12 protein-coding genes and 1 pseudogene are annotated in these 12,415 nt (G+C 46.0%); 5 read left to right on the top strand and 8 right to left on the bottom strand.

Going from position 1 to position 12,415, the window contains the following annotated elements:
- Positions 1-722 precede the first annotated feature (722 nt).
- Positions 723-1,472 carry a ParA family protein gene (locus tag QHG98_09460; protein ID MDH7597943.1) on the top strand — a complete coding sequence of 250 codons (750 nt, stop codon included), beginning with the start codon at positions 723-725 and terminating at the stop codon, positions 1,470-1,472.
- Complete coding sequence (locus QHG98_09455; protein ID MDH7597942.1) at positions 1,469-1,822, top strand: hypothetical protein; 354 nt, start codon at positions 1,469-1,471, stop codon at positions 1,820-1,822. Before QHG98_09460 ends, QHG98_09455 begins: the two co-directional genes overlap by 4 nt.
- On the opposite strand, the gene QHG98_09450 is transcribed toward QHG98_09455, so the two are convergent.
- Positions 1,819-2,925 carry an AAA family ATPase gene (locus QHG98_09450; protein ID MDH7597941.1) on the bottom strand — a complete coding sequence of 369 codons (1,107 nt, stop codon included), beginning with the start codon at positions 2,923-2,925 and terminating at the stop codon, positions 1,819-1,821. The genes QHG98_09455 and QHG98_09450 overlap by 4 nt on opposite strands.
- Before the next feature lie 705 nt (positions 2,926-3,630).
- On the opposite strand from QHG98_09450, the pseudogene QHG98_09445 reads away from it, so the two are divergent.
- Positions 3,631-4,105, top strand: a pseudogene (locus QHG98_09445) (transposase).
- A 74-nt stretch (positions 4,106-4,179) separates the two neighbouring features.
- On the opposite strand, the gene QHG98_09440 reads toward QHG98_09445, so the two are convergent.
- Genes QHG98_09440 through QHG98_09425 form a run of 4 tightly spaced genes read right to left on the bottom strand, consistent with a single transcriptional unit; the run spans position 4,180 to position 8,292 of the window.
- Positions 4,180-4,956 carry an ABC transporter permease gene (locus QHG98_09440; GenBank protein ID MDH7597940.1) on the bottom strand — a complete coding sequence of 259 codons (777 nt, stop codon included), beginning with the start codon at positions 4,954-4,956 and terminating at the stop codon, positions 4,180-4,182.
- Between the two features lie 34 nt (positions 4,957-4,990).
- Positions 4,991-5,935: an ABC transporter permease gene (locus QHG98_09435; GenBank protein ID MDH7597939.1), complete on the bottom strand. Its 945-nt coding sequence runs from the start codon at positions 5,933-5,935 to the stop codon at positions 4,991-4,993.
- Complete coding sequence (locus QHG98_09430; protein MDH7597938.1) at positions 5,929-6,693, bottom strand: class I SAM-dependent methyltransferase; 765 nt, start codon at positions 6,691-6,693, stop codon at positions 5,929-5,931. Before QHG98_09430 ends, QHG98_09435 begins: the two co-directional genes overlap by 7 nt.
- Before the next feature lie 60 nt (positions 6,694-6,753).
- Positions 6,754-8,292: an ABC transporter substrate-binding protein gene (locus tag QHG98_09425; GenBank protein MDH7597937.1), complete on the bottom strand. Its 1,539-nt coding sequence runs from the start codon at positions 8,290-8,292 to the stop codon at positions 6,754-6,756.
- Positions 8,293-8,657: 365 nt separating this feature from the next.
- Between QHG98_09425 and QHG98_09420 the strand changes: the two genes are divergently transcribed.
- Both QHG98_09420 and QHG98_09415 read left to right on the top strand, forming a co-directional pair.
- Entirely contained in the window at positions 8,658-9,257 is a 600-nt protein-coding gene (locus QHG98_09420; protein MDH7597936.1) for a hypothetical protein, read from the top strand.
- An 81-nt stretch (positions 9,258-9,338) separates the two neighbouring features.
- Positions 9,339-9,968 (top strand): hypothetical protein, encoded by a 630-nt coding sequence (locus QHG98_09415; protein ID MDH7597935.1) that lies wholly within the window; start codon positions 9,339-9,341, stop codon positions 9,966-9,968.
- A gap of 32 nt (positions 9,969-10,000) precedes the next feature.
- On the opposite strand, the gene QHG98_09410 is transcribed toward QHG98_09415, so the two are convergent.
- The 3 genes from QHG98_09410 to QHG98_09400 form a co-directional block, all read right to left on the bottom strand.
- A complete protein-coding gene (locus QHG98_09410; GenBank protein MDH7597934.1) occupies positions 10,001-10,213 on the bottom strand; it encodes a hypothetical protein in 213 nt (70 codons plus the stop codon).
- A 522-nt stretch (positions 10,214-10,735) separates the two neighbouring features.
- Entirely contained in the window at positions 10,736-11,608 is an 873-nt protein-coding gene (locus QHG98_09405; GenBank protein ID MDH7597933.1) for a class I SAM-dependent methyltransferase, read from the bottom strand.
- Positions 11,609-11,623: 15 nt separating this feature from the next.
- Entirely contained in the window at positions 11,624-12,337 is a 714-nt protein-coding gene (locus tag QHG98_09400) for an ABC transporter substrate-binding protein (protein ID MDH7597932.1), read from the bottom strand.
- Between the last annotated feature and the right edge of the window lie 78 nt (positions 12,338-12,415).

Below are 12,415 nucleotides of genomic sequence, written 5' to 3'. Positions count from 1 at the left end.
AGTTCCGCAAAGATAACGCCAGAGCAAAACTCAAACGACACTACAATACAGTTAAAAATTAATGTTACTGAGCACTGGCCCAGCTGGTCCCGGCAGGATCTACGTCATGTTGGAACGAGGATTGCCCCAGATGATGGCATGACAGGTAGATAAAGGGGCATCAGGTGCAATGATTGAGATCACACCTCAGAAAGGGTACTGGTACCGATAAAGAGGGCCATTCTTCTAGGCGAGACACAAAGGTCTTACACAATACAATCTCTTGTAATACTATAATAGAAAACTTTATTACTTATTAAGATAATCTTCTGCTGACGCCCACGAGACGCCGTCGTTACCTTCAGATGATAGCTGCTAGCAGCGAACGATGCCATGCAGTGCTTGCAGCGGGGGATGCAAGCACCAACCTCCTCTCCTATATGCACCGACGCCTCAGTTGGCAGTGTGCCGAAATTGCTGTAAAAGGCAGCATGAAACTTCGATTCTCGCCCAAAACCATGAAAACGCTGGCACTCTTATCCATCTGATAACTTGCCCGAAGAGGCACCAGTCACGCTGTGCGCTCGTGGCGAGCGAATGAGTGCATTCAGCAACCGGCCTGCATATCAAGTTGCTGAATACAAAAGAGCGAATAATACTACTCAAAGGATGCACATAATTAATGCTTAAGCATTAAGTATTAATTAGAAAGATCTTAATGCAGGAAGGATTAATTCTTAAGCATGAAGGTAATTGCAGTAGCGTCCCAGAAAGGTGGTGTAGGTAAATCTACCACTGCTGTGAACTTATCTGCCTACCTAGCTATTAAAGGTAAGCCGGCTTTGCTTGTTGATTTGGATCCACAGGCCTCAGCTACAACTCACCTTGGTGTTGACAAAACTTTAGAGAACACAACCTACGAACTCCTTATGGAGGCGTTACCTCTATCCCAAGTTGTAATGCCAACTGAGATAAAAGGACTCGATCTGGCACCTTCAGATAAACGGTTAGGCCGCGCTGAGATGGAGTTGAGTGCTTCGAAGGGGTATGATCGAGAATCAAAATTGAAGCTAAAAATAAGAGACGCCACAAAATACGATTTCATAATCATCGATACGCCCCCCAATCTTGGATTCCTCACAATCAATGCAATGGTTAGCGCAGATATCGCTATTGTTCCTATACCCACGGAATTCTACGGTATAAAAGGGCTGTCGATGATACTAGATCTGGCGAAGGCCATATCAGAAGATCTTAACCGCGATTTGAGAATGAAATACCTGCTCACCATGTATGATCGAAGAACCAAGATGGGAAAAGAGGTGATCACAAAAATCCGAGATCTTCTTGGAGAAGATACATTTAATGTAATTATCCCGCGGTCAATAAAGCTGGCCGAAGCCCCATCATATGGCAAACCGATATGTCTCATTGACCCTGAGTCTCCTGGGGCCCGAGCGTATTCCAAACTTGCAGAAGAGGTGATGTCATGACTGGGGATCTCATGGACAAAGTGTTCGGAGACATCAAGAGCAAAAAGAGACCAGATAAAGATGCAGTGACTAAATCCGTAATCCCAAAAGGATTAAGTGATGACACATTAATCCTTAATGACATAAACCTTAAGGTTCTCAGAGATGCCATTGAGACAGCTACCACAAAAAGACAGATGATCGGCGTATGGGATCCAGAGATCGCAGCCGCTATGCAGTACCTCAAATCAATGATACCAAGATACTCCATCAGCAAGAGTGCCGCAAAATGGATTATAGAGGGGCTGGAGAGAGACTATCCACAGCTGATTGACAAAATACGAAGTGAGATGCGAGAGCAGGATATCTAACGACCAATCGACCTCATCAGAGCTTTCATTATAAACTCTCTATCAATTGTAGATGGAGGAAACAGTGCCCATCCAACTCCCCTGCCTCGCCCCCTGCCCTTTCTTTCAATTTCCACAAGCCCCAGCAGCTCGAGTTCCTTAAGAAGATCTGATAGCCTTCTCTGGGTAAGGGGAGTCACTCCTAGGTCCTTAGCGATCTTATTGTAGTGTTTGTACACTTCGGTGGGAGAGTTGTATTCCGCAGTAAAGATGGAGTATAGAAGAATCTTCTGGCTTTCAGAAAGCCTCTCTATGCTCCGTCTAATGAATTCAATCTCAACCTCATCTTTTGCAACCATCACGTCTGCTTCAGTTACGTTTTCTCTCCTATCCCGGATGCAAACATCTGCAGAAAACGATAGAAGATCTAGAGCATACCTCGCATCCCCGTTCCTCCTGGCAGCTAATGCTGCGCATAGAGGTACAACGCCGTCATCCAGAACACCTGGGAAAAATGCCTCTTCGGATCTACACTTCAGAATCGCTTCGAGCTGAAAAGCATCATAGGGGGAGAAGGAGATCTTTCTTGGCCTGAAAGATGAGAGGACTCTCAAATCATTTACCATATCCATTACAGTGAGTTTATTCGAGATACCAATTACACAAATCTTCTCCTGCCTCGAGAGGTAATACAAAAGCTTAGATCCATCTTTTTTAAACATCTTGTCCATTTCGTCCAGAACAATAATAGTTCCATCCTGCGTTCTCTCTTTGAATACATTCCATACGTCACTGAAACCAAGCCCCTTGAGCGGTATTTCAAATTCCAAATTAATCGCTAAAGAGGTCATAAGCTGATAGGAGGTCCCATCTGCGATTGTGTAGCTCACAGGAATATCCACATGCTCTTTCAGTTCTCTTAACACGTGTTTCACGCAGACAGTTTTTCCTGACCCGGGAGGCCCTACAATCAGAAGATGAGGAGGCGTAGACCCATCCAGCAGATAACTGAGATACAAGCTGAGTTCCTCTATCTGCTCATCCCTACCCTGTAACCTTTCAGGAACATACAAAGGGCTCAAAACATCTCTGTTCCTGAACAGCCTGGGTCTATCCTTAAACATTCTACACCCAAGCAACCCTTATTTCGATTTGTAATATATAAACCCATGGGAGACACACACGATTTCGAGTTGTAAAGAAGTTGGTGCATGCCAGAGAAGCAATGGATATCCGGATCTAGCCAACCAACCTATAGAGGATCGTGGTGATTCACTACCGTTGTTCTCCGCCAATCCGCTAGTTCAACTTGATGAGTCAGCTAAACCGCAGCAGCGCATACACATCTTGCTATGAGGTAATTCTTTTTCAAACCCCATTTACAGTACCGATAAAAGTACACACGATTTCGAGTTGTAACCTGTAATATGATAGAATTTTACAAGTCGAAATCATGTGTGTCCGTGTGAACTCTAGACCTACTACATACCGCAAAGCAGAGCAACTTACTTACCATTCCAAAGAGCGAACTTTCACTTATATCGGCAGTGTGCCGAAATTGCTGTCGCTCTTATGTATTCAGCAACTTGGAGTGCATGCAGGCCGGTTGCTGAATGCACTCATTCGCTCGCCACGAGCACACAGCGTGACTGGTGCCTCTTCGGGCAAGTTATCAGATGGATATGAGCGATTGCTGTAAAAGTATGGTAGAGAATCCCGACGATCGGATTTTGCTGTTGGAGTTGTGACAGCAACTGGATCTATTCAAAGTATGTAATGCGCCCTGTATCCTGACTTGAGATGTTCCAAAATCAAGGAGGAGACAGGGCATGAATCAATTCGAGCCGATAATAAATTATCTTGTCGATCCGAAAAGCGGGTTGAGGCAGGTTATCACCGAGTTTCTGAACGCGGTGATGCAATACGAGGCCTATCAGCAGATCGGTGCGCTGCCATACGAGCGCACTCCTGAAAGGAAGGCGCACCGAAACGGGACGAGACCGCGAACTTTGAAGATTGAGAGATACTCGCGTAGAGCAGGCTTTGCTCATGAGTGTAGCGGAATCGTACATTCAAGGTGCATCAACTCGTAGAATGGAGGATCTGGTCAGAAGCTTTGGTCTGAATAGTCTGTCAGCTTCTGAGGTCTCCCGGCTGTTCAGTAAAGAGATGAAACGCAGAAGCAGACCTGTTGGCGCATTCCCAAGCGATCGGTCTCTTCTGAGATTAGCAGGTTGCATCATGATCAACATAAACGAAGGGTGGATTACAGGCAAAAGGTATCTATCCATGGACGAAGAGTGATGATCGCTGGATACAGGGTGCCTCCGAAATTACAGCAATTTCGGCACACTGCCTCCAGCTCTCCGGACACGCACCTACAAAATATTATACATATACTTTAATTTTGGATCGAGATTATCTCTTAGCCACTCGCCGATGGTGTTGAAGGATAAAACGCAGATCGTTATGAACATTCCCGGAAATATCATCATGTTGGGGGCAGATCTAACGAAATATCTTCCATCATTCATCATCGCCCCCCACTCTGGTGTAGGTGGTTGAACACCAAGTCCAAGAAAACTCAGGCTCGCTGCCCCAAGCACGGCATAGCCTATCCCCAGCGTTGCCATAACAAGTACATGTGGGATTATTATAGCGATTATGTGATGCCGAAAGATGTAAAGCTCAGATGCGCCCAAGCACCTAGCAGCAGCTATAAACTCTTTGTCTTTTATTGATATAACCAAACCTCTAACTAACCTTGCATATGCAGTCCACTCGATTGCAGACATGGATATAGCTATATTTAAAAGTCCTGTTCCCATAAATCCTATAATAGCTAATGCAAGAAACATACTTGGAATTGTTAGAAACGCATCGACAATACGCATGAGCATCTCGTCTATAGTACCCCCAAAATATCCAGCAATGAATCCTACTATTGTTCCAATTGATGCAGATAACGCAACTATCGCTACGCCTAGAAGAATGGAGATCCTAGAACCGAAAACCACCCTGCTGAATATGCATCTCCCCATATGATCAGTGCCCATTGGGTAGTTCCATGATGGAGGGGCCAACCTATATTGAGTCTGCAAATTATTGGGGTCATGTGGAGCGATTTGTTCCGAGAAAACCATCATAAAAAGCATACCTATTATCAAAAATCCTGACAAATATATTTTTTTATTTTGTTTCATATCTAATCACTGGGTTGAGATAGCAATAGAGTACGTCGACAGTCAGATTGATGAAAACAAAAATGATCGCTACAAACAGTATGCAACCCTGTATCATGGGGTAGTCTCTTTGATATATTGAGGTGACCATAAGTCTCCCGATTCCAGGCCAGTTGAATATTGTTTCGATAACAACCGATCCGTTAAGAAGGTATCCCAGATTCAAACCAGCTATGGTGACGATAGGTATCACCGCATTCCGCAGGGAATGTTTTAGTATAATGGACCTATCTGATAGCCCTCTGGATATTGCGGCAGTTATATAGTCTTGGCTCCGCACCTCAAGCATGCTGGCACGTAACATTCGGCTCATAACAGCAGCTGAGGAGATTCCAAGAGTTATAGACGGCAGAAGAATATGTGATAAATCACCACCATCCCCATAGCCAGAAACCGGGAGCCATCCAAGTTTAACAGAAAATAGTATTAGCAGCATATATGCAAACCAGAAGTTAGGAATTGATACTCCTGTGATGGAGATTATTATGCCTATCCTATCAATAAACGATCCTCGTTTTACAGCAGACAGTATCCCCAATGGTATTGAAATCATAAGGGCGATCATGAAGCTGAAAAGTGATAGCTTACAGGTGGGCCAGAAACTCTCAAAGATGGCATCGATTACTCTTTGTCCGGTTGCATATGAGACGCCAAGATCGCCTTTAAGCGCTTTACCAGCCCATTGAAGGTACCGAGTGTGAAGGGGTTGGTCCAATCCCACACGTGCTCTGAATTCCTCTACAGATTTCGCATCATATCCTCCATGTGGGCTTTCCATTATGAGCTCAGCGGGGTCTCCTGGTGCGAGGTATGTGAGAGAGAAAGAGAACAATGATATAAAAATAAGTAAGGGTATCGTGGTAATAAATCTGTTCAGAACAACCCTCAGCATCGCGATACGTCTCCGTCAAGTGACTTCCTAGCTGTTACAAGGAACTCAGGGTCTACATACGAGATCTTATGCTCGATGAATGCATGCCTTTTGTAAAACCTATTTATGTCTTCAAGCCTATCTACATAAGGATCGACCAAACCAGCACGTCTTAAAAGAATAAGTATCTGGTCAGGTTTTGCTGTGTGATATAATGGAAGTTTGTCCTTTATTAGGTTATATGATGCACCAAACTCCACATATGGGCCTCTCTTCAGAATCCTAGATAGAACAGATGCGACATACCGTCTTAACATCATATGTGGAGATGGATCAAACCAACATCCATCTATCACTATAACCCTACATCCGCGGCGCAAAACTCTCGTCCACTCAAGGATGGCTTTTTCTGGATCTGGAAGGGTCCATAACAGATGTCTGCTTGTAACCAAATCAAAGGAGTCATCTTTAAATGGAAGGTTTTCAGCATCCCCCTGGCAGAGACGGATATTCTTTTTCTTAAAGGCAGATCGCGCTTGATAAAGCATGCCTCTCGAGATATCTATTCCAGTTACCTCAATACCCATGTCCGTGAGGAGATTCGAGAGAAATCCTGCACCTACACCCACATCCAGAGCATTTTGTACGTCTTCATCTATAAGACACGCGAGACATCGCTCCCACGTTTTAATTTCAGTGTCTATAAGCGGAGTTGCACACCCAGAATAGCTCTCGCTCCTGAGATCCCAATATTTTGCTATTATTTCCTTTGGAGTCATAGCTGAGAATAAAAATAGTGTTGGAAATTACTCACGGTTCTGCCAGCTAATTGATTATTTTTATTCTTCTATATATATGTCCTTAGTGAGGAATGTGACCTCGCTTGGGTAGATCTCATAGCCTTTAACCTTTCTATTCTTGCCCACAAGCTCGTTAAGGTAGAACACAAAGATCTCCGGTGAATCCTCAAGAACGCGTTTCTGAACTTTACTGTAATAGTCCATTCTTACCTCGTTATCAAAAGTTGAACGTCCCAGTTCAATCCAGGAATCAACATCTTCGTTTGAGTATCCAGTATACCCTGCCTCTGTTCCGCTGGACTCAAAATGCTTTGAGAGGAAGTAATCTGGATCGCCAGTGGGCGCAGTATTCCAGGCGTAGAGCGCTAGGTCATAATCTCCGTTCTTTAAGTCTTCACTTAAAGCGCCTGTTTCCAAGGTCTCAACCTTTGTCTTGATACCGATTTTCTGAAGTTGTGCGGCTATCAGCTCCGCTGAAGGTTTAAGTTCGGGACGCTTTGTGTAAGTCTTTATAGTCAACTCGAATGGTTTGCCGTTGTAGTCAAGCCATCCATCATTATCTTTATCATATATGCCGGCTTCTCTAAGCAGATCAATGGATTTTTCCGGATCGAATGGATATCCATCAAGTTCATCATTTGCTGACCATGGCAGAACCGATGGGAACACACCTTTTGCTGCAACACCTCCAATGCCCTCTAGGACCGAACTAACTATGTCCTCACGTGATATTGCATGGTTTATAGCATGTCTAACTCTCAGGTCGCTTAGAGGCTCTTTCTTCGTGTTTACATACATGAAGTACGTCCTTAGTGTTTCCTTGTTGAGCACTTCAAGCTGTGGGTCTTTTTGTATCACTGCAACGTCCGAGGGGGATATACCCCTAGCTATGTCCACTTCTTTGCCCTCCAGCTGCAATCCGCGTGTTACTGGATCTCCCACATAGTAGATAACGGCACCATCCAGCTTGGGGAGACCACCCCAATAGTCATCGAATCTCTTTACCGTGAGGCAGATTCCTTTTTGGTACGACTCGAACTTGAATGGCCCAGTCCCAATCGGATTGATGCTAATGTTCTCGCCGGGCTTGACTATCGAAACCAATGGATCTGTAAGAGATGCAATTGTAGGTGCAAATGGCTTTTTCGTCTTTAGTACAATAGTGTTGTCATCTTCTTTTATTATCGAGTCGATGAACCAGTATTCATTGTGCCTGGTATTAGACGGATCTAATACCCGGTTTATAGAATATATGACTGCATCAGCATTCATTGGCGATCCATCGTGAAATTTCACATTTTCTCTTAAATGAATCCTGTACTCAGTATCGCTTAATTGATCATATCCTGTGGCAAGTTCTGGAATTAAATTCATATCCTTATCGTATGCGAATAAAGTTTCATATATTCCAGCTTCTCTCATATACCAACCTGTATACTTATAAGCTGGATCTAGGTTTTCGTCTGGCCCAAATATCAGGGCTGCTTTCAGGATCCCACCGCTACTCGCAACTCCAGATTGTGATAGTAGCAGTAATAACACAACTACTATGGATACATAATGCTTTAGTTTTAGCATACTAATCACTTTTTGTCTTAGATAGATATAAGATGTTAATAAATTTTACTAATACTGTAAAAGTTTTATTTTATGTTAAATTTAAATTAAATATGCATACTAGACTGTTGATCCCATTGAGGGCCAGATAGCATCAGTTCCTGCTGCCTGCAGATACGTGGCCAAGGGTATATGCATACTCCCGAGCTGTCGGTCTGCAGCCGCAACCGCACAGCCGGCTCCATCTTCGGCACTCGCTGCAGGATTGCTGCTTTTCGCTTGAATCTATCCGACTCCACACGAAGCTCGCGCACTGCGCTTGGACGGTGTCGATCACATCACACCACGCTTTACTCAATAGTAGTACCACATTAAATATAAATATATTGTTTAATATAGTACTACTCACTTCAGCGGGCAGCGGCATTGAGATCTTATATTCTAAGACTCTGTACTTCTACCTGAAAGACCTGATCAGGCTGGGTATAGCCAGGAAGATCAAGAACAAGGGCATGAAGGGTTTCCTGTACTCGTTCAACTACACCCTCTGGGCGGATCTGAAGAGCTTCGTGAGTGCTCTGCTGGAGCATGAAGCGAGGCAGCTGCTGCCCGAGGCTGCAGTGCTGATAAAGATCTACAGTAACAGTATCCTGTTCAGAAGCCAGATGCAGCTCGATGCCACGCCCACTTCATTCAGCGTGTACGAGCAGCATGGCATCGATCTGGGGGTCAGAGACTACTACACACTTCCGATGAGAGAGCTCTCGATAAGAGATGTTTTCATACACTCACTGGACTCTGCAGAAAGCATATCGCACAGGCTTTACTGCATCCTGTTCTACTTAAAATACAGGGACGATTTGAGCGATATCAGGCACCCTGCGATGAGACGGATAAGAGCGGCCCTGCGTGGGGTTCATGTCAGAGGCTATCCATCTCTGGACGAGGTAAAGACCAGGGCGGTTATGTATGAGATCGAGTCGTGATGCGATATCGAGGAGGAGCGATCTCGAGGAGCTGTTCGACTCGACCAGCTCGGCAAACATTTGAAAATAGGCATCCAGGCTATGGTCATAGGCGGAGCTGCGCTGCTTGAGTACGGCATGAAGGACTCCACCAAGGGCATCGATATTGTTTGCAGGACTGAGAGGGATCGCGATGAGCTTCTCCGCGCTGCCAGAGAGCTGGGGTTCGAGCTTGCCTCGCCGGAGGAGAGGCATGCCAGGCTCGGTCTGAACAGGATCGCTATGAGGGGCGGGCATGTTCTTGATGTCTTCGCTGGCAGCATCTCCAGCGGGTTTGGCCTGAGCGATGGGATGTGGAGGCGCTCTACGCTGAGAAAGGTATTCGGTAAGGCGGATGTCAGGTATGCCTCCCCGGAGGACATATTCATAATGAAGCTTATAGCGGGACGAGAGGGAGATATAGAGGACTGCGCCTTCCTGGTCTCGGCAGGGCTTGATTTTGACACGGTCTATGAGGAGATAGAGTCACAGTATTCCAGATCTAGCGAGGAAAAAGAAGACGATCAGAAGATCTGGATTACCTATATCGAGGAAAGCATCGGCCGGCTGGAGGAGGATTATGGTATAAACGTACCCATTGGAGATGCAATATCGTCTCTGGCCGACGGTTATCGGGAGAAGCTGTATCAAAGGCTGGCTGCGCAAAATGGTGATGACCCCCTAAGGGGGTAATAACGAGATCTCCATTGATTTGGTGGCTCCCTTCACCTCGACCTGTAGCCGTTATCCGCCATCAGCACCGATACCCTCTCTGCAATGCGTTCGCGGATCATGGCGTCCACCTCAGATGGCCGGACGTCCAGATACTCGGCCAGCATCTCCTTCGCGGTCTTCAGCTCCATGAGGATGTGATGGGGGCATTGCTCCCCGTCCTGGGATCTGCGACAGGATGGACCCGATCTGAGCAGTTCTCGCATGTGCACTCATACGACCTCTGGGAAGATATACTCTTGCCCGAAAATCATTATCTAGCGGCATATTTTCACCCGATATGAGGTGTGTCCTTGAGAGCACATCTATAGTAAAGGTTTGAGCGAGGCTGGCATTCATGAGGCGAGTGTATCTTCGGATTCGAAATTCGATCTCGGATCAATATGGCTGATGGAAGCTTACAGGAGAGGCTGGTGGAATGCGAATGACGATGAGATGGTGAGATTGAGAAGGAGCTGCATTCATGCGTCATCGGTTAAGATCGATATGTGTAGAATTGGACTTCGCTCTTATGTGATTGGCAACTTTTGTGTCATACAATGTGGTTGCTGAACGCTTATTCATTCACCAGGAATGCATAGCATGACCCCTGCTCCTTCGGGCAAGTCATCAAATGGATAAGAGCGGATAAATAATACAACCGCCGGATAAGCAAATCAGAGCACCATGCGAACGACCTCAAAAACTCCTCGTATAAAGGTATGCAGCGACATGCATGTGTCTCAATTTTAGAAACTGTCTGTGACCGACCACCACAACTTCACTCCTGTCATCATCCCTGAATACCGCAGGACGTTTCCGCTTCTAGAGAGTATCTTAGAGAGATACTCCTGCAGTATTTCCTCCTGGCTATGGGATGTTATCATATACTGCGCGCGGAACTCAGCCACCGCAGCATCAATATCGTCGAACCTTCGCATGTACTCAATCCTTGATGCCTCCATGTTCGGGAAGATGCCCATCGAGTAGAGGACGTTATAGAGGATGTCCACCTTCGGGCCGGGCCGATACTCTTTTCCATGCAGCTTGGGCCAAAGCTCAGCCATCATGTTCTCCCAGGTGGTTTTTCCGGCAAACCAGAATAAGTAGACCCATCCAGACGAGACCTCGCACATCGTCTCGATTGCTTTCTTTATATTTGGCATTCCGAGTGAATATCGAGCAATGACGATATCATATGGTCCATCAAGATCGGTGTAAATATCGATATCCTCCCAGCGTTTCTGGACTACAGATAGGTTTGATACTTTCTCCTCTGCTGCATACTCTTGCATGACCTCTACCATGCCAGCAGCAGGTTCAACGGCAGTCACGTGGGCGACGCGAGCCGCCAGCGGGATGGCGAGTGTGCCGGGGCCGGCACCTATGTCAAGCACCTTCGAGCTGGTCTTAAGGGGCAGCCCCTCGATATCATGGAGAATACGCTCGGGCATTGCCCGTGCCTCTGCCAGAAAGGCACGGGCCTTATCCCGAGTGGCCCAGATAGAGGAGCAATCAGCTCCTCCACGGCACGCTGCATTCTCTTCATAGAGGTGCCGCCAAACCTTATTCCAGTCGATATCCCTGTAGGCCAGCACTGGTTCAAAGACAAACGATCGCATCATACACCTCAAATGTCAGCAAACACTGCATCCCTTCGGGCTCTCCACAGTCCAGTCCAACCACTGTGCCGATCTTAGTGCTTTTGCCGTTTCTTCATCCACGCCATAGACGTTCTTGTAGAAGTCCAGCAGCCACTCCCCCAGATCGATGTCAGAAAACCGCTCAGGATAGGCGGCCTTGGCAATAACCATCACATCGATCGGGTATTCAAGACGTTTGGCACAGTTGCAGGGAGTCCAGGGGAGTGCCGTAACATTCCGATCTTTTACTGCCCTCATATCCTGTAGATTCTGGTAGTAGGGAGCCTCGTAAAGCTCTTGAGGAGGATGATATCCCGCTGCAGTGCAAAGCACAATGACGTCTGGATCCAAAGCTAAAAGTTGCTCTGCATTAACTGTCTTGAAGTAACCCCGGTCCTGGAAGGCGTTCTTGGCATTAACTACGTTCTCTATGAAGTACGATTCAATTGTATCAAGGCCGAAGACCTGCCCAGCACCGCCCTGCTTACGGGCGGATGGAGACAGCCCAAGGATGAGCACTCTGGGTTTTTGCTCGTCTTTAATATCCTTCGTCCTTTCCCTTACAAGATTAACTTGGCTTTCCAGGTATTTAGCTAACTTTTCAGCTTTATCTTCCTTACCGAACACGCTGCCGATGATCCTTATCTCATCGGATATAGTTGAGATATCCTTTTTCTCTTCTTCATTGAAGTTATGGGCATAAAGCACAACTAGTGCTCCATAACAAAATGTTTTAACCATTGCGTTGATCTATCCAGACTATGGGTAGAAAGAGAGTTCATGAAG

This window comes from Methanothrix sp., from assembly GCA_029907715.1.
Classification (GTDB): Archaea; Halobacteriota; Methanosarcinia; order Methanotrichales; family Methanotrichaceae; genus Methanothrix_B.
Note: the sequence above shows the minus strand (reverse complement) of the source record. Positions and strands in the feature narration are given on the sequence as shown.